General features: G+C 44.4%; 15 protein-coding genes. 6 read left to right on the forward strand and 9 right to left on the reverse strand.

Annotated features, from left to right (window positions below):
- Positions 1-70: 70 nt before the first annotated feature.
- The 3 genes from dnaE to ACRBG0_RS04175 form a co-directional block, all read right to left on the reverse strand.
- On the reverse strand, positions 71-3,640 hold the full coding sequence (gene dnaE / locus ACRBG0_RS04165; protein WP_431485651.1) for a DNA polymerase III subunit alpha: 3,570 nt from the start codon (positions 3,638-3,640) through the stop codon (positions 71-73).
- A 414-nt stretch (positions 3,641-4,054) separates the two neighbouring features.
- A complete protein-coding gene (locus tag ACRBG0_RS04170) occupies positions 4,055-4,525 on the reverse strand; it encodes a hypothetical protein (protein WP_431485652.1) in 471 nt (156 codons plus the stop codon).
- Between the two features lie 32 nt (positions 4,526-4,557).
- Entirely contained in the window at positions 4,558-5,028 is a 471-nt protein-coding gene (locus tag ACRBG0_RS04175) for a hypothetical protein (RefSeq protein WP_431485653.1), read from the reverse strand.
- A gap of 461 nt (positions 5,029-5,489) precedes the next feature.
- Between ACRBG0_RS04175 and ACRBG0_RS04180 the strand changes: the two genes are divergently transcribed.
- Entirely contained in the window at positions 5,490-6,737 is a 1,248-nt protein-coding gene (locus tag ACRBG0_RS04180; RefSeq protein WP_431485654.1) for a hypothetical protein, read from the forward strand.
- A 40-nt stretch (positions 6,738-6,777) separates the two neighbouring features.
- On the opposite strand, the gene ACRBG0_RS04185 is transcribed toward ACRBG0_RS04180, so the two are convergent.
- Both ACRBG0_RS04185 and ACRBG0_RS04190 read right to left on the reverse strand, forming a co-directional pair.
- Positions 6,778-7,374 (reverse strand): hypothetical protein, encoded by a 597-nt coding sequence (locus ACRBG0_RS04185; RefSeq protein ID WP_431485655.1) that lies wholly within the window; start codon positions 7,372-7,374, stop codon positions 6,778-6,780.
- Between the two features lie 162 nt (positions 7,375-7,536).
- The gene (locus ACRBG0_RS04190) at positions 7,537-9,294 is read right to left on the reverse strand and encodes a S8 family serine peptidase (RefSeq protein ID WP_431485656.1); all 1,758 of its coding nucleotides are present in this window, start codon (positions 9,292-9,294) and stop codon (positions 7,537-7,539) included.
- 117 nt (positions 9,295-9,411) lie between these two features.
- Here ACRBG0_RS04190 and ACRBG0_RS04195 point away from each other — a divergent pair, with 117 nt between their 5' ends.
- From ACRBG0_RS04195 to ACRBG0_RS04205, 3 genes are all read left to right on the forward strand, one after another.
- Entirely contained in the window at positions 9,412-10,026 is a 615-nt protein-coding gene (locus ACRBG0_RS04195) for a DNA-3-methyladenine glycosylase family protein (protein ID WP_431485657.1), read from the forward strand.
- Between the two features lie 109 nt (positions 10,027-10,135).
- On the forward strand, positions 10,136-12,229 hold the full coding sequence (locus tag ACRBG0_RS04200; protein WP_431485658.1) for a serine hydrolase: 2,094 nt from the start codon (positions 10,136-10,138) through the stop codon (positions 12,227-12,229).
- Positions 12,230-12,413: 184 nt separating this feature from the next.
- A complete protein-coding gene (locus ACRBG0_RS04205; protein WP_431485659.1) occupies positions 12,414-13,388 on the forward strand; it encodes a polyprenyl synthetase family protein in 975 nt (324 codons plus the stop codon).
- On the opposite strand, the gene ACRBG0_RS04210 is transcribed toward ACRBG0_RS04205, so the two are convergent.
- Both ACRBG0_RS04210 and ACRBG0_RS04215 read right to left on the reverse strand, forming a co-directional pair.
- Positions 13,389-14,090, reverse strand: a complete 702-nt coding sequence (locus tag ACRBG0_RS04210) for a hypothetical protein (protein WP_431485660.1) — start codon at positions 14,088-14,090, stop codon at positions 13,389-13,391. It abuts the gene before it with no gap.
- A 57-nt stretch (positions 14,091-14,147) separates the two neighbouring features.
- Entirely contained in the window at positions 14,148-14,849 is a 702-nt protein-coding gene (locus ACRBG0_RS04215) for a hypothetical protein (protein WP_431485661.1), read from the reverse strand.
- A 247-nt stretch (positions 14,850-15,096) separates the two neighbouring features.
- On the opposite strand from ACRBG0_RS04215, the gene ACRBG0_RS04220 reads away from it, so the two are divergent.
- Entirely contained in the window at positions 15,097-16,107 is a 1,011-nt protein-coding gene (locus ACRBG0_RS04220) for a carboxypeptidase-like regulatory domain-containing protein (protein ID WP_431485662.1), read from the forward strand.
- 3 nt (positions 16,108-16,110) lie between these two features.
- On the forward strand, positions 16,111-16,551 hold the full coding sequence (locus ACRBG0_RS04225) for a hypothetical protein (RefSeq protein ID WP_431485663.1): 441 nt from the start codon (positions 16,111-16,113) through the stop codon (positions 16,549-16,551).
- A 59-nt stretch (positions 16,552-16,610) separates the two neighbouring features.
- Here ACRBG0_RS04225 and ACRBG0_RS04230 read toward each other — a convergent pair whose 3' ends face one another.
- Both ACRBG0_RS04230 and ACRBG0_RS04235 read right to left on the reverse strand, forming a co-directional pair.
- Positions 16,611-19,118 carry a TonB-dependent receptor domain-containing protein gene (locus ACRBG0_RS04230; RefSeq protein ID WP_431485664.1) on the reverse strand — a complete coding sequence of 836 codons (2,508 nt, stop codon included), beginning with the start codon at positions 19,116-19,118 and terminating at the stop codon, positions 16,611-16,613.
- Positions 19,119-19,286: 168 nt separating this feature from the next.
- Positions 19,287-20,375 carry a PLP-dependent cysteine synthase family protein gene (locus tag ACRBG0_RS04235; protein WP_020538003.1) on the reverse strand — a complete coding sequence of 363 codons (1,089 nt, stop codon included), beginning with the start codon at positions 20,373-20,375 and terminating at the stop codon, positions 19,287-19,289.
- Between the last annotated feature and the right edge of the window lie 55 nt (positions 20,376-20,430).

The raw sequence follows: 20,430 nt of genomic DNA on the forward strand, positions 1-20,430 counted from the left end.
TTTCGCAGCATAGCGGGCTACGCAAGTAAAATTTGTAGGAAGATGTGTAGATTATTTTTTGCGAACTCCCTTAACGCTCAATCTTATAGTCCACGCCAAGCTTAGTCAAAGCGGTAACAAAATCATTATCCGCCTTTACTTTGCGTGTTTTCGCTGCCAAAGGCAGCTTCACTCTATTCTGTCGATCTAGTAGCACCATACGCAACTGATGCTGTCCTTCGTGTTTTTGGCACAATTGATCAAGGCCTTCCACTATTTCACTGGTAAGCCTATCTAGCGGTAAGGTCAGTCGTATTCCTTTGGTAAGCGTATCACCTACACTTTCGAGTAAAGAAACGTCTTTAATTTTCAACTCCAGGCCGTCATCCCGCCATCCTCGTTGAAAACCAGCAGTAATAAAAATCGCTATTCCAGGCTCCAGCAAATGCTTAAATTTCTGGTAATCCTCGCCAAAAAGGCGGAATTCAAGCTCGCCGTCGAAATCAGAAACGGTGAAAATACCCCAACCGTTCCCGTTCTTGGAAATCATGTGTCGCGCTCCTGTTACTGATCCTGCCAGCTGTAGCTGTGAGCGTTGTTTGTTACTGTCTACTTGATTAAGCGAACAAGTCACAAAATTGGCAACTTCCATGCGGTAATCATCCAGCGGGTGGCCGGAGATAAAAATACCGGTAACTTCCTTTTCTCTGTCCAGCTTCTCAATCAGGCTCCACTCTCGGCATTCAGGAGGGGCGGGCTCCTGCACCATTACTTCATCTTGCATAGCACCAAACAAGGAAGTAGCAGCGCTAATTTTATTTTTCAAGTAAGCATTACCGTATTTCACCAAGTGTTCAATATAGGTATCGTACTTATCAGAAGGCGCAAAGTATTGCGCACGGTGAATCTCATCAAAACAATCGAATGCTCCCCCCAAAGAAAGACTCTCTAATACTCGCTTATTGATTGCTCCTTGATCGAGTCTTGTGAGCAGATCAAAAACACTGACGTAACGTCCATTTTCATCTCGTTCATCCAGAATCGACGTCACTGGCCCCTCCCCTACTCCTTTCAAGGCAGACATCCCAAAACGCACCTGCCCTTTGACGTTTACCGAGAAATCAGATACCGACTCGTTGATATCAGGCCCCAATACATCTAATCCCATCCGCTTACATTCCTGTAAAAAGAAGGTGACTTTAGAGATATCACTCTTGTTGGTCGTCAGCACCGCCGCCATAAACTCTGCGGCATAATGAGCTTTGAGGTAGGCTGTCTGGAACGCTACAAAGGCATAACAAGTAGAGTGCGATTTATTGAAAGCGTAAGACGCGAACGCCTCCCAATCTTTCCAAACCTTCTCTAGTTTATCTTTAGGATGGCCACGTTCTTCACCGCCTGCTACAAATTTTGGGAGCATCTGATCCAGCAGCGCCTTCTTTTTCTTACCCATTGCTTTCCGCAACATATCAGCCTCTCCCTTGGTGAAGCCTGCCAATTTTTGCGAAAGCAACATAATCTGCTCCTGGTAAACATTGATTCCGTAGGTCTCTTCCAGGTATTCCTCCATTGCCGGCAAATCATAAGTAACCGGCTCACGCCCGTGCTTACGTGCAATAAAATTGGGAATATATTCCAATGGACCAGGACGATACAAAGCGTTCATGGCAATGAGATCCTCAAAAGAGGAAGGAACCAGCTCCTTCATGTATTTCTGCATCCCTGCACTCTCATACTGGAAGATGCCCACCGTTTCTCCACGCTGGAAGAGTTCGTAGGTTTTCTCATCATCCAGCGGAATAAGGTCCATATCCAGCTTTACATTATGGTTCTCTTCCACCATTTTTACGGCATTCTTGATGATGGTAAGGGTTTTCAAACCCAAAAAGTCCATCTTCAAAAGCCCCGCATCTTCTGCTACACTGTTATCGAACTGGGAAATGAGCATGCCCGTTTCCTTATCTGCAGTTACCGGTACGTACTTGGTAATATCATCTGGCGTGATTACGACCCCACAGGCATGAATACCTGTATTTCTCACCGATCCTTCCAGCTTTTTAGCCGTCTGGATCATACGACCAATTTTGTCGTCGTTTTCTGCCAACTGGCGAAACTGGTAAGCTTTTTCTCGTTCCTCGCTATTCAAAGACCCTTTGAGCTTAGGGTCAATATCTCCTTGGGCGAGTACATTGGCAAGGCTGGCTTTGAGGTGAGCAGGAAATGTTTTCGCTACCCGATCCACCTCTGAAAGCGGTACATCCATCACTCGGCCTACATCTCGTAAGCTTGATTTTGCAGCCATAGTACCATAAGTCACGATCTGTGCAACCTGGCTTTGGCCATATTTATCGATCACATAGTCAATCACTCGTTGGCGACCTTCATCATCAAAGTCAATATCAATATCGGGCATGCTCACCCGCTCAGGATTCAGGAATCTCTCAAAAAGTAAGTCATACTTGATGGGGTCGACATTGGTAATCCCTACACAGTAAGCAACAGCTGAACCCGCTGCCGAACCACGACCAGGCCCTACGCTTACACTCATTTCACGAGCGGTAGTGGTAAAGTCTTGAACAATAAGGAAGTAACCAGGATAGCCTGACTTTTCAATTACCTTCAATTCAAAATCAAGGCGTTCTTTGATAGCTGGTGTAATGGTACCGTAACGGCGCTTAGCTCCTTCATAGGTAAGATGCCTAAGGTATTCATCCTGGGTATTAAAACCCTTGGGCATTGGAAAGTTAGGCAGTAGGATATCTCGTGCCAGCGTCAGCTTTTCAATCTTATCGTAGATTTCCATGGTATTAGCTACCGCTGCTTCCTGATCGCTAAACAGCTTGCTCATCTGCTGTTGCGTCTTGAAGTAGAAATCTGAGCTGGAAAACTTAAAGCGCTTATTATCTTCCAGTAAACTATTCGTATTGATACAAAGCAAAATATCGTGCGGCTCCCAGTCTTCCTCTTCGACATAATGAGAATCGTTGGTACAGATAACCTTGACGTTGTGCTTTTTGGCCAGTACCAAGAGTTTCTGGTTCACATCCTCTTGACTCATCCCCGTAAAAATAGGGTTACCATTACGGTCTTTGCCAATATCAATATTTTCCAACCCACGATGCCGCTGAAGCTCGATATAGTAATCTTCGCCAAAGATGTTCAACCACCACTTCAGCTCTTTTTCGGCTTCTTCATCTTTCCCCTGTAGAATAAGCTGCGGAATAACAGCACCAATACAACAAGAGGTAACCACCAAGCCTTCGTGGTATTTCTCCACCAATTCTTTATCAATCCGGGGGAATTTACTGTAAAGCCCTTCTATAAAACCCAACGAACAAAGCTTACTCAGGTTTTCGTAGCCCTGCGCATTTTTAGCAAGCATGAGCTGGTGATACCGCTTGTCTTTCTCACCTTTGGCACGAGAGAACGCTTTGACGTGCCGGTCTTCCACCATGTAAAACTCGCAACCAATAATAGGCTTAAGCTTGCGTTTTTCTGCTTCTGCAACAAACTTAAAGGCGCCAAACATATTGCCATGATCCGTAAGAGCAACACCTTTCTGGCCATCGGCCGCAGCCTTGTCCATCATGGTGCTGATCTCAGCAGCTCCGTCCAATAATGAGTATTGCGTATGGCAATGAAGGTGGCAGTAATCTGGCATAGTTCTCTCTAATCTTTCGCTTCAATATTAAGAACACTAAATTAGCCAAAAAAGATGGAGGGCGTGGGGTACCTACTGGTAAAGTTTTCCACAACTGCCATAAAAAAAACAGGAGTAAGCTTCATCTCGTCCCTTAGATGAAGATACTCCTGCCCTTGAAAAACTAACACAAAGGGTTATCCCCAATTAAGGAGAAAGGTTAATGGGGTATTAGGGGCAATAAAAACCTGCCCCGGCATTTTTCGTGGCCATGCCAATGCAAAAAATGTCAGAGAAAAAAAGAAGATGGCAGCCTCAGGCCGTCCCCACGTCTGGAGCTGACCATCTTCGAAAGCAAACTAACACTACCAAAAATGGCAGTGGGTTGTCAAATAGGGTTCTGAAACAAGGTGTATATCTCAGAAAGATTTGTTTTTAAAGGAGATTTAATTCATAGCACCAGATACTGTAAAAATATTCATCCGGTACACTCGTACTTTCAATATTCAGCACAATAACATGGTCGTTGATTGTTGGCCCCTCTAAAATGCATTCTAGCATAATGGAAAGATCATCCACTACAATAAAGCGAGCATGTTTATTAGCATTTTCAGCAAAACTGATGCTAACGTCCTTAGACGTAAATTCATGATATGATCTAGCTCCAGGCAAGCTGGAAGAAGGGGTATCAATAGTAACATTATACCCATCATTTACTGAATCATACTTAACATTTACCGCCGTCAAACGATTCGATAAAATTTCAAAAACTACCTCCGACTTTGAGGTTCCGTTCTTTAGGGTTACCATTTTAAGTACCCATTCTATTGGTTCAGGAGCAGAAGGTACTGCCCGCGAAAAAATGGAGAGGTCACTTAATAATTTCACAAAATGGGTCGTGCTCATACAAAGAGATTTAAGGCTGGCGCTACAGATAATCAGGGGATGGCAAAATCCTCTACCACATATTCACAGTCATAGAGACCTAGCGCTTGTTTCATCTGTCCATTCACCATCCATTGGTACTGAAAATAAATAATTGCTACATTTTTTGTCTTAAGCCAGGCAACAGCCTGTTGTAATTTTTTGATTCGCTGGTCTTTTTCAACTCCTGTTAAATTAGCAATGACTAATCTCTGGCGGGCACTAGGATAAAATTCATCCAAACGAGTTTCTAAAAGTTTTTTAGCGTGCCTTGTAGCAATACTTTTTCCTTTCGCACGACGCGCCCCCTCCTCAAAAGACTGACAGTCAAGCACTTTTCCTAACATGCTTTCATCAAACCGATCCACTTCGCTTCCTATGTACCCAACTCGAAAGGCATAACACAATCTGGAGGGATTAAGTGCCACCTTAGCCAGATACTCACTTAATCCAAGTTCAAAATGGGGGGGATTTACAATACTCATTTGGTTTTCATTTGTTAATAGGTGTCTAAGAAAAAGAGGGTTTTAGGTGTTGATACGGAGTAAACATTTTTACCTTTGAAAATGCCTCCCTATTACATTTACAAATATGGGGGCTTACGTAGAAAGCGTTTCCGGTTTTTTTGGCTCAATTGTAACATTTGGTAAATACGAGGCCAGACAAATGCGGTTAGCTATTGGCCAATTTCTTTTGCAAGCAAACTTGACGCATGAAATTCCCTGTACTTTACGACTTTATCCACTCACTTGATGAAAAATCAGTAGTAGACACCTTTTTTAAAGAAAGTGGGTATAACAATCAGACCCAGTATTTCCTTCTCTACGATTTTTTAGCAACGTATCACGGAGAATTTCAAATTGATCTTTTCGAGGCTTTTTTGAACAGGGAAGGAATAAAAGCATCGACCTCTCGCACCTATAGCAAAAGGATCTACGAGCAAATAATGAATGTCCTTTTGTCTCACAAAGCTCATGAAGACTACTTCTTCAGTGTTCAAAAACATCTTGCTCAAGCAAAAATTCTTTATAAGAAAGAACGGTTCGACCTCGCTTTAATCGAGTTAAAAGCAGCCAAAAAACTGGAAGAAACACACAAATTCCCCAGTGCTCGCTATGAGATCGAAATGATGGAAGCACGTATCCTTTTCCAGAAAAACCCAAAGGATGTGAGCAAGCCCCTAAAAAAACACCATTGTACGGCACAAAAAGCGACTTCTGAATTCGTCAGGGATACTGAAATACGAATGGCTTATCAATTCGTATTTAGTTACCACTTAAGAGCAAAAAATGTTGATGACGAATGGCAAGCGATCGCTGACACCTTTTCTACTATCCCTTTTCCGGTGGATTGTAATCTCGAAACACTCTTATACTACTGTTCTGTAAAAATGAAAATTGCCTACTGGCAAAAATCACCCAAGCAAATATTCTACTGGACGGAAAAGATCTATCTCGTTTTAAAAGACAATCTAGCGTATCAGAAAAAGTACCCTTTGGCATACCTTTCCTCTTTGGACAATTACCTCTCTGGCATGAGCCATATCAGGGATTTCTCAAAATTTCAGGAAATCATAGCAGGACTAGAAAAGCTCATCCTTTCCCAGCCCTCACTAGTTACTAAGAGAGAAACCATTGTCATTTTTCATACTTTATCATTGCTTTGCAACGATACTAAGGGTATAAAAACGCTTAGCGAAGAGGTAATTGAACGCTTGAAAATTCGCTTTGAAAAATGTGAAAAAGGGGCCATCCGCTCCCGTGAACGTGCCATAATCTTGTTATTTGGAATTTTATACCTCCTCCGATTTGACTATTCAAATGCAGAAGAATTTTTTGGAAGGATTCCCGTACACCGTAAAGAGAAATTGCGCTCTGATCTTCAACGAGTCAAACTGCTCATAGAAATTCTGATTAAATTAAACGACAAGCAGCAGGCAGCACAATTCATTGATGGAGAGATAGATAAAGTTTACGATCGCCTTTCTGAATGGGAAGGCTTATCGCCACATGAAGGTGTTATTATCAAATATTTCAGGCGATGGAATAAACTTCCCGCAAAAACAAAGCGGGAGTTGACTCCTTTGTTCGAAGATTTCAAGGAAGCTCTTGCCGCAACAATAGATGACACCGGGTTTCTCCCCCTGGCATCTGAAATCATCTCAAGTTGGCTTGATCAAAAGCTGGATAATTAGGATTCACTTTTCAGTAATCCTCAGATGGTTAGAATACCAACTAGGATATTAAGCCTCGATAGACCTCCATACCCTTATGATAAAACTCGTTGATCTTCGTAGGAGACAATAGCTTACCATGCTTATAGAGCACCAGGTAAAAGCCTAAGCCTTCCATCGTCCATCCTTTTTCTATCGCAAAAAAACGAAGAACTTCTTCTTTGAAGTTATGGCGGATGAATTCTTCATCTTCTCCTGTAAGCCAGTAATTCTGGGAAAAATCGAGATGCTGTTCAAAGTCAATATCTTTCGTAATGCCCAGCATTTCACCCACCCGATGGAAAAAATATTCAGGACGCATATAAAACTCCGAAAGCCCCAATTTTCGTGACTCCAGGAAAAACACCGTCTGCGGTACTCGTTTGGTGTGTTTGCCTGCAACCTTGATATAATGATAATCGAAAACATGCACCCGCGACTCCAACAGACCATCCTCGTAGCTCATCACGTGATTAAAGCGCCCCTTAAATCCACGCCTGAACAAGCGAAAATCCTGAAGCTGCTGCTCAATCCCCCATTGATCAACAGGATGATAATCTAATTTCAAGTGACGAGCCACTTGTTTTAGTTGATCGCCCCGACTATGTTTTCTCAGCATAATTACACGTTTTATTGCGCAAAAAATAAATTGCCCCTTCTCTGAGTTTTTCAAACAGCTGGCGCACTTTAAATGAACCGCTTAGCCATCTATTTGAAAAACGAAGGCTCAACTTGTTTTTGTGCTGCCTTTTAAATATTGCACAAAAAACGAGGCTACACCTTATTGCTTGATCAATTTACCGGTCTTTTCGCCAGCATTCGTATGTAGACGATAAGCATATACTCCCGCAGGTAAATCTCCTAAGTCCAGTGATTCCAGACCCGCATTTACAGTCAGTGAGCGAAGCAGCTTCCCTTCCGTATTAAATATCTCCAGGCTTGCAGTCTCTTCCAAAGATGGTATATTTATCCAAACCTGTCCTTTCGTAGGATTAGGAAAGATACGCCATTCTGCAAGATAAGCTTCTTCATTCGCAACTACCTGCATCGCTCGCTCTACCGCAGCAAACACATCAATGCGACCATAGCCATAAGTAGCGTTAGGAATAGCCATTCCCAAGAACGGGCTACAATCCTGATCACTCAGCAAAGGTACAGCTGTCTCTTGAAGAATTGCTTCAATGGAATCCACCTCACCAGCCAACTGAGGTGCAGCCGAGATCATCAATGCAACCGCACCAGCTACGTGAGGGCCTGCCATACTGGTACCATTCCAGCTGGCATAACCATTATTGCGAATCGCCGAACGCACACCTACACCAGGAGCCACCACATTAGGCTTAAGCCTAAAACTGCTATCTACGGCTACTGAACCCCGGCTACTAAAGTTAGCAATGGTGTCATTATCGCGGCTCGCACCAACGGTGAAAGATCCTGCAAAAATAGCCGACGGTGTACGTACAGAATTACAATTGGGGCCACTGTTTCCTGCGGAAACTACCACCACTACCCCCGCTGCTCTCAATGCCTCAACGGCAGTCTCCATGAGTGCAAAATTCAAAGGATTACATCCCTCTGATTCTGGGCAACTCCACGAATTATTTATTACATGAGGAGCTTGTTCAGGGTCTGGATTCTCACCATCAAGGTCCGTGGGTGCCAAAAACCAATCGAAGCACTCTATATAACTTGCGGGGCTACCCCAGCCACGTTCCATATTTCGGCATCCAATCCAATTGGCGGCTGGTGCAACACCAATCTGATTGTCACCACCATCATCGCCAACCATTGTTCCCATCGTGTGGGTTCCATGATTATTATCGTCACAAGGCACGTTTACGTCAAGGCCGCAAGGGTTGTTATCCGGGCTAATGATAGAATCATTGTGCAACAGGCTAATTTCCCGAATGGCATCATGCCAGTGATAATTATGATCAGCAGAAGTGCCGTCATAACCTCTGTATTGCTCAATGATCGTGGGGTGCTCCCATTCATAACCAGTATCTTGTCCGCCTACGGTTACGCCTTCGCCGCGAAAACCTAAAGCCCATACATCATCTGCATTTATTCTCTGAACACCCCATTCCACAACGCCACGCCCGCCAGAAGACGGTGTGAGGTCCAAGGCAGGGCGATCTAGTGCCGTCCAGGGGTTGGGCTGCAAGTTTGCGACCTCGTCCATTTCTGCTATCGCCTTGGCCAAGGGCAGGTCTACTTCCGTCATTAAAGCATTCACTATCGCAAACGAACGGTACTCCTGATGCTTCATAAATAGCAATGCCTTCACGCCCTTTTGCGAATGACTAGCCACTTTATTCACTTGCTGGTATACGAATTGCCCTTTAGCCGCCTTGCCCCGTAGGCGATAAGCCAGACTAAGGTCTGCCTGTTCTTTAAACGCTACAATAACCTCTACCTTGGCACCAGCTTCGAGTTCGGCAAGCACTTGAGGATCAACCTTCGTTCTCCAGTCGCCGGCACTAAGTGTCAGTGAACCCAGTAGGATCGTCGCTAATAAAAACAGTTTTCCGTAACACATAAGATATTATTTAAGCATAGACAAGAAGTCAAAAATACGCATAGCTGCCACCCTACCCCAAAAGTTTTACTAATTTTAAAGTTAATAACGAGACAAATCAGGTAAAACTTAAAATACATGGCAAAAGCAAGCAATGGGGCTAAAAAACATTTGCGGCAAGACCCTATTTTTGCCCCACTGGTTGATAACATTCACCTGGAACCACTCGATTTAACCAATGATATTTATCTCCGGTTATTAAAAACTATTGTTTACCAACAGCTATCAGGCAAAGCAGCCAATACTATCTATCAACGATTTATTGCTTTATTTCCGGACAGCTACCCCCATCCCGATCAACTCATCCTTTTTCAAGAAGACCAATTGAGGGCAGCAGGGCTTTCTCGGCAAAAATCCAATTACGTCCAAAATGTTGCTCACTATTTTTCTGAACAAGACCTCCACCGCCAGGATTGGTCAAAGGTTCCTGACGAACATATCATGGACCAACTAACGGCCATCAAAGGAGTAGGAAACTGGACTGCGCAAATCATCCTCATGTTCAGCCTGGGCCGCAAAGACATCTTCCCCAAAGGCGACCTGGCCATCCAACAAAGTATGCAGCAGTTGTATCAACTTTCCGGCAAGGGCAAACAATTGGAGCGAAAAATGGAGAAAGTAGCCCAAGCTTGGCGACCCTATCGCACGGTAGCTTGCCGCTATCTCTGGCAATGGAAGGATACGTTAATTTGATACGTGTTCATCTAAAAAATAATTGACCTTATCTAGAAAATGAAAGCCTGCTGACGAATTACTATAATTTCGGAAAGTCAAAAAACACACCATTATAAATTATCGCACTATGTACCCTCGTATTCAAAACCGCAGTTTGCTCGGACTTTTACTTCTCTTTGCTTCCCTGGTTGCTGGATTTGCCCAAACAACAGAAGACTGGCAAGGCAAATGGGACGGCGCCATTGAGCTCCCCTCTACGCCACTGGCTTTGCAGATTAAACTTCAAACGACTGCCGACGGTTGGGAGGGCCTCATGGATATCCCCGCTCAGCGAATCAATGACATGGCCCTCGCTGATCTAAAAATCGAAGGCGACCAACTCTCCTTCACCTTACCAGAGGTGCCTGGAACAGCCAGCTTCACAGGCAACTGGAGTCCTGGTACTGTAACAGGAACATTTACCCAAATGGGGCAAAGTTTCCCCCTGGTACTCCAACAACAAGATGCAGCGGCAGCAGCGGCCCTCCAAGCCAAAATTGATCGTATCAAAAGCTTGGTAGATTCCTGCCGTATTGGCGCTGAAGTACCCGGCCTTGGGCTAGGAATTATCTATAAAGGAGAAGTCTTGATGGCCGAAGGTTTTGGTCTACGTAATGTTGAAGATGACGTCCCGGTAACGGCTGACACCCGTTTTGCCATTGGTTCTAGTAGTAAAGCATTTACAACGATGGGCCTCGCCTTGCTAGCCGAAGAAGGAAAGCTCGACTGGAAAACTCCAATAAAAGAATATTTACCGGATTTTAAACTCCACGATAATTTTGCAACCGAGGAAATGACCGCCATTGACCTCACATCACATCGTTCCGGCTTACCAAGACATGACTTACTCTGGTATGGAACCGATTTTTCACGAGAGGAACTATACCAAAGGTTACAATACCTAGAGCCTTCCGCCTCTTTCCGAAGCAAATGGCAATATCAAAACCTGATGTATATGACAGCTGGTATTCTTACAGAACGCCTTAGTGGCCAGACCTGGGAAGAATATATTCAGGAAAAAATATTTAATCCGTTGGGGATGCCTAGCGCTAGTTTTTCCGTAACCGAAATGGAACAAAGTGACAATTTTTCCTACGGATACGGAGAGAAAGAAGAAGAAATCACCCGACTCCCCTTCCATCAGTTAGATGCCATTGGGCCTGCAGGTTCCATCAATGCATCGGCAACAGATATGCTCAAATGGGTAGAACTTCAACTGGGTGACGGCCAATACCAAGGACAGCACTTCATTGGCGGAAGCCAGTTAAAACTGATGCACAGCCCCCAGATGATCATGGAAAACACACTCATCGCTGACCCATCCATCTCACATCCCTCCTATGGCCTCGGGTGGTTTACTTATGATTACGACGGGCTAACGGTCGTAGAACATGGTGGAAATATCGACGGTTTTTCGGCACTTGTATTTATGATTCCTGATGAAGGATTTGGCCTTGTTGCCCTTACCAATAAAAACGGTACTCCGCTTAATTATGTATTGTCTTATTCCATCACAGATATTCTTCTTGAACGCGACGGACAAGATTGGTACGAGTTAGTGTTTGGCGATAATGAGGAAGATGAAGACAACGAGGAAGAGGAAGAAGAAGAGGAGGAAAAAGAAGAAACCAGCCCCGCCCTCCACCCTTTCGAAGATTACATTGGCACCTATAATCACCCCGGATACGGCGATATAATTATCAGCCAAGAGGGAGACCAGCTTGTTGTGACCTACTATCACTTTAGTGGCAAAATGGAACACCAGCAATACGATACGTTCAAGGGAATATCAGAAGGAGACGACATTGCGCTCGACGTTCGGTTTGTGACCGACCGCAACGGACAAATTGAAGCCCTATACTCCTTATTAGATGCCAGTGTACCCGAAATTCGCTTTGATCGTCTGCCCGGCGAAAAACTTAGTGATCCTGATTTTCTGGAAACCCTAACCGGTACTTACTCGCTGGAAAATGGTACAGAAATCAAAATTAGCCTAGAAGGTACCAAACTAAAAGCAGACATTATTGGTCAGCCCACTTACACGCTGGAACCACACCAGGGAAACTCCTTCAAACTAAGCTCTCTACAAGGGTTCACCATAGAATTTATTATGGACGGTGAAAAAGCAACCGCATTGGTATCTCATCAGCCTAATGGCGATTTCCGGGCAAATAAAGAGTAGAGAAAACTCAAAATATTAACATGAACAAAGACCTTCATCAGGCATAATATTAATATTTGTTGGTCTAAAAACTAATCAAATTCGAAGCCAGCACAATTTATAGAAAAGGTGGGGGTCTGGGTTAACTATGTAGAAATTGAATTGTTAAGCTACAATAAACTATTTTTGCCCGAACAATTCTGGTATGGTCAAGTCTTTGCGAACGATTCAGGCTCCGATTGTGGAGGAACTACAGGAATTCGAACAACGGTTTCGGGATTCTATGCGTAGTCCCGTGCCTCTGCTTGACCGTATAACCTTCTATATCGTCCGCCGAAAGGGTAAGCAAGTGCGCCCCATGTTCATCTTCCTTACCGCCAAGCTTTGCAAAAACATCACAGATGCCACTTATACAGCTGCATCGCTAGTAGAATTGCTCCACACCGCTTCCCTCGTACACGATGATGTAGTAGACGATGCTAATGAACGGCGTGGTTTTTTCTCCATCAACGCACTATGGAAAAATAAAGCAGCCGTACTAGTGGGTGATTTTCTGCTCACCCGAGGTTTGGCCTTGGCACTGAAGAAAAAGCAATATCAACTTTTACAGATTGTATCCAACGCTTTTGAAGCCATCACCGAAGGAGAGCTCCTCCAACTAGAGAAAGCCCGCCGACTAGATATTGACGAGGAAGTCTATTACGAGGTAATCCGTAAAAAAACAGCCAGCCTTATCGCATCGGCTTGCGCAGCAGGCGCAGCATCCACCACCACCGATGAAGAGATTGTGGAAAAGATGCGCCTTTTCGGGGAGACCATCGGCATGGCCTTCCAAATTCGCGATGATCTCTTTGATTTTGGTGCCAGTGATGTAGGCAAACCCTTGGGTATTGACATCAAGGAAAAGAAAATGACGCTCCCGCTTATTTACGCTTTACAGCAAACAGATAAGCAGAACAGAAAACGCATCATTCGCAAGATTAAACGATATAGCGAAGAGCCAGCCACCATTCGTGAGGTCATCGAATTTGTACGCCAGAGCGGTGGCCTGGAGTATGCCCACAAAGTGATGCTCCAATTTCGGGATGACGCTTTTGAAATACTCCACAGTTTCCCTACTTCTCCCGCCCGGGAGTCGCTGGAAGACTTGGTAAATTTTGTGGTCGAAAGAGAGAAATAGCTACAAACGGTGGACGGCCTCCAAGCTGGCTTGCCAATAACCACCTTTGATGAGTTGGGCACCTCCATCAGGCTGAAGAGGAAAAGGGAGTTCCCAGGACGCAAATTGATAGTGCCCCCCTAAAGCAGCTTTTATACGCAGCTGGATTTTTTCAGTAAACACTTTTTCTAATCCTGCAAAAACCTGCCCGCCGGTATATAAACCAGCACCTCCCTTTATAGACAAATCTATAGGTAGATCGTATGGCGTATTCCCTTCGATGCTTTGATACTGATACTTGGAATTCACAGCACGCCCCCAATAAGCCTGTGCTCCCAATAAGGGATGCAATTTGCCTTTGCTGTTCAACCTCAGTTCTAAACCAGGCCCTCCACGAATATTGTCAACGCTAATGGTTTCTTCCATATTCCAAAAAGGAGCAGTTACAAAACTTTTACCTTGCACCCTCAACTCCTGATACCCCACGTGCATAAAAATGGTAACAATTAACTTAGGAAGTGTCAATACATACTCAAGATTGCCCCCGCAACTAAACGTATTAAGGGGCCTGGCATCATATAAATTTGTGTTTCGCCCTTCAGCATATTGAGCACCAACACTGATTTGCCAATGATCAGAAACGGGTAAAACGGATTGCGCATCTACAGGAAGGCTCAAAGTTGCTGTTAAACAGAAAATTATTAAGCGAGTTGTTGAAGTCATACTAGATTATTGTGAGCATTCTATTTTGCAAAAAAAATATTTAGCGACCTCTGGTAACTACAAGTGATGAACCACCTCGAAGCTTGCTTGCCAATAACCACCTTTCACAAGCCGAGCTTTCTCATTACCTTCAAAAGGAGAAGGGAGCTCCCAAGAAGCATATTGATAATGGTCACCTAAAGCCGCCTTTATACGGAGTAGGCTTTTTGCTGTAACATCTATCTCCAAACCAGCAAAAAAATGCCCGCCAGTGTATACCCCAGCGCCACCTTCTGCGCTAAAAAACAACGGCAAATCATACTGAACATCCATTCTTGCATTATGGAAACCATACTCGGTATTGACAGGAACCCCCAGAAAAGCCTGGACACCAAATAAAGGGTGGCACCAGCCTTTGTTATTCAGCGTTAACGCAAAACCTGGACCAGCTCTAAGGTTGTCAACGCGTAAGGTTTCTTCCAAGCCATAATCATTATCATACGCAACATTGTAGCCTTCTCCCCTTATTTGTTGAAAGCCCAAATACACGAAATAGGTCATTTTGATACGGGGAAGTGCAATTACATATTCAAAATTGCCCCCAAAGCTGAACGAACTAGCTGGTGGTGCCGGGTAAGTAAACGTATTTCGACTTTGATCATATTGAACACCAGCACTAATTTGCCAATGCCGCGAATCGGACTCCGTTGATTGAGAATATAAAGGAAACCACAAATTAGCCATTAGGCAAAAAAGCACTAAGCGAGTTATTAAAACCATGTTTTATCAGATTATGAGCGTCTTGCATTCCAAGGCCAGTTTAGCCCTTTTGAATACAAACGCACATTCTTAATAAAATGACACGCCTTAACTATTGTTAAGTGTTTTGCCAACAAGCTTCTGATTTCATCCGCATCAAACCCATTTAGTTGCCCATCTCGCTAGCTCACGTTCTCATACGCTGGTTTCAAAAAATAGCAGTGGCTACTTTTTGTCAATATTCGTAATTTGTAATAAAACCGCGCTTATGCTCAAAAAAACTACTCTCAAAATTGAACTAACCAATCCATGCGACGAGGCATGGGAAGATATGCACGTTACAGCTCCTTACCGTCGCCATTGCGCCAGCTGTGCCAAGGAAGTTATCGATTTCAGTAAAATGAATGACCAACAGTTGGTTGACTTTTTCAGTAAAAGCAATGGTCCCGTTTGTGGTCATTTCAGAGAAAGTCAACTAGCACGAGAGCTAAGCATCGTTCATCACCATCGTTCATCCTGGCGAAAGGCTGCTGCTGTTGCCGCAGTGCTTAGTCTTCTTGGAGGGTCCATCTACGCACAACAGTCTACTACACCTATTGCAACCGAGAAGATTACCCAAACGGTGGCTAATCAACCCACGCCAGCTCCCATTCCCCAAATCATAAGTGGCTTCGTTACAGATGCTACAACGGGTGAATTACTGATTGGGAGCTCTATACAAATTGAAGGAACCAGCCAAGGGACCGTCACCGATGTAGATGGCTACTTTGAATTGGAAGTCCAACTAGGGCAACGCTTCTTGAATTTTTCTTACATGGGCTACAGCTCAAAAAAAATCCCCCTCGACAAAGGTGCTCAACATTTAGAAGTCGAGCTCCAGCCAGGGGTAGAGTTAGATGCCGTGGTCGTTATTGCTTATCAGGAAAGAAGAATGCTGGGTGGATCCTCTGGGTTAGTAACCATTAGCAGAGAAGAATCCTCAAATCATCAGCCTATAATAACACCCCAGGAATTGTATTTACAATCGGCAGAGGCATTCCCCAACCCCTCCACCGTACCGCCACAGATAAAAGTTAGCAGCGCTGAGCCACATCAACTACAAATTCAGCTATTCAACGCATCGGGCCAGCTGATCTGGCAAAACAAGCAAGAGATAATCGCGGGAAGCAACCTTTTTCCCATTTCTGCGGACTGGGTCCATTGGCCAAGTGGCACCTATTTTCTATCTTTAGAAGATGAAAATGACCAAAAGAAAATGCTTTCTTTGGTAAAGCCTTAATATATGGAGCAGCTTTTGCCTTTTATAGGAATCCCCCTTGTCTTTATCGTTTTTTTTGTCCTTTTTCGTTACATCTTTCCTAGACTTGGAGGGTGGAGCACCTTGGCAGAACGGTACAGTACCCCGCTAAAAAGCACGCAAATCGACGGCGAACGTATCCACTTTGGTGAAATCAATGTCGGCGGGCTCAATATGAAAAATATGGTTCGTGGGTACAAAACAAAAGAAGGGCTATTCCTAACGCAGTATTTATTTTTCCTGAGCAACACCACTAGCCTTTTGATCCCTTGGGAGGCTTTTCAAACACCAGAACGCAGGGATTTCCTCTTCATGAAACGCATACGCTTGTACGTCGGGTTCCCAAGTAAGACCTACCTGGAAATGCCAGAAAAGAAATACCGTCAAATCGAGGATCGCTTGCCTAAGAAACTGAGAGAAGATTAGAAGCTGTTTGTTATCAAGCTTAGCTTACGCATGAAGGCGTAAGCTAAGCTTGATAACATCTAGAAATCATCGTCTTCCATACCGCCACCACCTTCACGATCACCCCGGCTTCGTTGGCGCTTATCTTGGCGCAGGCTGTAATTAAAGCCCAAATAAACGATTCGGCTTTCTCGCTGGTAAGTTGCGTCAGAGGTAATACCATCGGTAGTCGTCAGGAAACTAAACTTACGGGTCTTGAACAAATCAGAAGCCCGCAAAGTAATGGTCCCTTTTCCTTTAAGGACCGGCTTACGGAAGCCTAAGTCAACCGAACCAAAGGCTCTCATTTCGCCTTGGGGGCGCACCCCCGCGGAGCGATAGAAGCCAGTAAGCTGAACCCCTAAATCTTTGAAAAGCGTATAACTCGCCTGCATCCTTCCTGAAAACTGGTAACCTGCTGCATTGAGGTCAGACTCTAGGTCATCGCTGTCTACTTCAGTGCGGTAACCATTACCACTGATAACAAATTGCAACTTATCTACCGGGCGAATCGTTCCGATTACTTCTACCCCATAATTACGCCCGCTAGCGAGGTTGGTTGAGGTCCGAAGGTTCACGCCAGTAGCCGGGTCGGGGATGATGATACGCGTAATCATATCCGTCGTTTCTCGCCAGTATCCTCCTAAAGTAACAGACCCTTTTTCTGAACTGCGCAGGTAATTGAATTCATAACTATTGGTATACTCCGGCAATAAAAACGGATTACCACCCCGAGGGTTAAGAGGATCGCCAAAATCAATAAAAGGATTCAACGATCGAAAACGGGGACGATTGATCCGCCGGCTATAGTTCAACTGTACGCTTGAGCGGTCACTTAACCGATAGGTCAAAAATGCGCTAGGGAAGAGGCTAAAATAATCATTGGGATACACCTCCTTATCGGGTTCAATCAATTCTGCAGTAGTGCTCGTTTGTTCTGCACGTAAGCCTGCTTGCCACTCCCAATTTTCAGCAAAAGTCCCCTTCAATATTCCGTATGCGGCATAGACATCTTCCTGGTAGCTAAACAAATTACTATAGGTTTCCAAGAAGACGAAATCATTAACGGCCGGATCAAAATCAAACAACTGATTATCGATCGATACTCCACGCAACGTTACGCGACTGCCCGTCTCCAGGGTCATATTTTCGCTAAGAGGATGTGTATAATCTCCTTGAAACAACCACACATCATTCCCTTGAGGTTGTGGATTTAGCTGCCGATCCATATCAAAAATGGAACCATCTTCGGCAAAGAAATCTTCAAAGAAGTTCTCATTCTCCATTTCCTCCTGTTCAGAATGTTGAGCACTGAGGGTTAATTCCCTGCCTTTTTCGCGAAAGCGCTGGCGATAATCAAGGTTCAGTTCCCAGGAATCGCTGGTTTCGGCACCTACTTCTCGACGTAAGCTACGATACAAGAATTCATCGTCTCCCCCTAAAAACAGGTTGTCTCGGTTGGAGGTATTCTCACCAGAACGATCTGAATAATTACCACGTAGAGAGATACTACTGCGGGAACCCACAAAATATTCTACGCCACCCTGAAAAGTATGACTCAAGCGGTTACGATCTCCATTAATGTCCTGATCCTGCACCCAGGTCGTATCACTGGTCATCGTTGTACGATAAAGCATTCCTCGAAACCAGCGATCATCATTATTATAACTGTAACCGGTCTGGATGTTAAACTTACCGACCCGATAATTAAGGTTCACATTGCCGTTGTATTTATCATTGGTACCGATATTAACGGACGTTTGGATATTAAAACCCTGTTTATTTTGCTGCTTGGTTATGATATTAATGATACCTCCCATCCCTTCGGGATCATATTTTGCAGAAGGATTGGTGAGAACTTCGATACTCTCAATGGTCCCGGCAGCAAGCTGCTGAAGGAAGCCCTGCCGATCAAGTCCGGTCAACGCCGAAGGTTTACCATTGATAAGAATTCGAATATTAGAACTCCCCCTCAAGCTGATATTACCGTCCAAATCAACCGTAACAGAAGGAATATTACGCAGAAGATCTTCTGCCGTACCACCACTGCTGGCTATATCTTGCTCCACATTAAACACTTTACGATCCAGACCAAACTCTACAGCTGCTCGCTCGGCAGTCACCTCGATTTCATCTAGGTTGTTGGCACCGGCACCAAGTAATACTTGACCAAGCCGGCCCATTCGCTGCTCTGCATTTATCTGGATACCCGTCTGTTTAAAACTTGCGTAGCCGAGGTAGCTGATTTCCAGGTCGTAGTCACCGTAAGGTAAATCCTTGACCACAAATAATCCACGCTCATCCGTTGTAGTTCCAGTTATCAGATCGGTAGTCCCTCCTTGGTATACCAACACATTGGCTAAAAGGATGGCTTCTTCTGTTTGTTCATCGGCTACACGGCCCAATACGGCACCGGTGCCATCTGCCAATTCCAGTTGTGGTCCGCCACCAGGCCTACCTCCGCCCGGACGGCCACCAGGGGGCTGAGCAAATACAAACAAGGGTAATAAAAGTAAGCTTGTAAGCCAAAATGTAAGTGTTTTCATCATCTAGTCTTCGAGTGATTAATATTGATATCCGGATTAGACCTTTGATAGTCAGAATTTTTTCCTTACTAGCTAAAATTTCCTCCTTCAAGCGACAACCAATGAGAAACCCCCTTTCCGTAGCTTTGTTCGCTACCAAAAGGGGGTTAACAGATCATTAGGAATTTACCCTTAATCCATCAATAAAGTTTTGCGGATATACCGGCCGTACTTACGTCGGTAAACACGGTATACTCGCTTCATGTGATGGTAGCTGTAAGGGTTGACATCCTCGCCTTGTGGAGAAAGGAAACCTTGTTGTTTCATCCACTCATCATTATAAATCTTACCCAAATACCGACTACCATGGTCAGGAAAAAGTACCACGACGACATCCGATGGCTTCAGCTGATGCCGTAATTTAAAGACCGCATCCATTGCTGACCCACTTGAGTACCCTACCATCAGGCCTTCTCTACGGGCCAATGCGCGTGCACGTAGTGCACTATTGCGATCAGTAACTTTGATAAAGTCATCAATGACATCAAAGTCAACATTATCTGGAATAATCGTCTTCCCCAGTCCTTCAACTTTATAGGAGTAGATTTCATTTTTATCAAAAACGCCCGTTTCCCAGTACTTCTTAAGTACCGACCCATAAGCATCTACCCCAATAATTCTAATATTGGGATTCATTTCTTTGAGGTACTGAGCTGTTCCTGAGAGGGTGCCGCCTGTACCAGCGCAACAGATATAATGGGTAATTTTCCCCGCTGTCTGCTCCCAAATTTCAGGCCCGGTAGAATGGTAATGAGCTAGCTGATTGTTCTTGTTCCAGTTCTGCCGGAGATAAACGGAATTAGGAATATCTCTTTCCAATTGCTCCGCACGTGAATAATAAGAGCGAGGGTCTTCAGGAGCAACATCTGCTGGACAGATCACTACCTCTGCGCCAAGGCTACGCAACAAGGCTAATTTTTCCTGGCCAGCTTTACTCGTTACAGTGAGTACACAACGGTAACCTTTAAGGGCCGACACCATTGCCAGACTGTAACCGGTATTTCCGCTGGTGGCCTCAATAACGGTTCCTCCGGATTTAAGTATTCCTTTAGCTTCCGCTTGTTCGATCATGTATCTTGCGACCCGATCTTTGGCAGATTGGCCGGGGTTAAAGGCCTCGACCTTAGCGTAAACATTGGCGGGGACAATTCCTTGAGTAATGTTTGTTAACTTAATCAAAGGGGTATTCCCAATAGTTGCTACTACATTTTCGTGATGCATAGGCGCTTTATTTTATCAAGCAATGGGCTGATTAACCAACCCTGGGCAAAAAACA

Origin of the sequence: Lewinella sp., from assembly GCF_050633125.1 — a bacterium.
Classification (GTDB): Bacteria; Bacteroidota; Bacteroidia; order Chitinophagales; family Saprospiraceae; genus Lewinella.

Bases quoted from the DNA above. Each gene is read 5' to 3' on its own strand.
- dnaE (WP_431485651.1), bottom strand. From the start codon at position 3,640: ATGCCAGATTACTGCCACCTTCATTGCCATACGCAATACTCATTATTG.
- ACRBG0_RS04170 (WP_431485652.1), bottom strand. From the start codon at position 4,525: ATGAGCACGACCCATTTTGTGAAATTATTAAGTGACCTCTCCATTTTT.
- ACRBG0_RS04175 (WP_431485653.1), bottom strand. From the start codon at position 5,028: ATGAGTATTGTAAATCCCCCCCATTTTGAACTTGGATTAAGTGAGTAT.
- ACRBG0_RS04180 (WP_431485654.1), top strand. From the start codon at position 5,490: ATGAATGTCCTTTTGTCTCACAAAGCTCATGAAGACTACTTCTTCAGT.
- ACRBG0_RS04185 (WP_431485655.1), bottom strand. From the start codon at position 7,374: ATGCTGAGAAAACATAGTCGGGGCGATCAACTAAAACAAGTGGCTCGT.
- ACRBG0_RS04190 (WP_431485656.1), bottom strand. From the start codon at position 9,294: ATGTGTTACGGAAAACTGTTTTTATTAGCGACGATCCTACTGGGTTCA.
- ACRBG0_RS04195 (WP_431485657.1), top strand. From the start codon at position 9,412: ATGGCAAAAGCAAGCAATGGGGCTAAAAAACATTTGCGGCAAGACCCT.
- ACRBG0_RS04200 (WP_431485658.1), top strand. From the start codon at position 10,136: ATGTACCCTCGTATTCAAAACCGCAGTTTGCTCGGACTTTTACTTCTC.
- ACRBG0_RS04205 (WP_431485659.1), top strand. From the start codon at position 12,414: ATGGTCAAGTCTTTGCGAACGATTCAGGCTCCGATTGTGGAGGAACTA.
- ACRBG0_RS04210 (WP_431485660.1), bottom strand. From the start codon at position 14,090: ATGACTTCAACAACTCGCTTAATAATTTTCTGTTTAACAGCAACTTTG.
- ACRBG0_RS04215 (WP_431485661.1), bottom strand. From the start codon at position 14,849: ATGGTTTTAATAACTCGCTTAGTGCTTTTTTGCCTAATGGCTAATTTG.
- ACRBG0_RS04220 (WP_431485662.1), top strand. From the start codon at position 15,097: ATGCTCAAAAAAACTACTCTCAAAATTGAACTAACCAATCCATGCGAC.
- ACRBG0_RS04225 (WP_431485663.1), top strand. From the start codon at position 16,111: ATGGAGCAGCTTTTGCCTTTTATAGGAATCCCCCTTGTCTTTATCGTT.
- ACRBG0_RS04230 (WP_431485664.1), bottom strand. From the start codon at position 19,118: ATGATGAAAACACTTACATTTTGGCTTACAAGCTTACTTTTATTACCC.
- ACRBG0_RS04235 (WP_020538003.1), bottom strand. From the start codon at position 20,375: ATGCATCACGAAAATGTAGTAGCAACTATTGGGAATACCCCTTTGATT.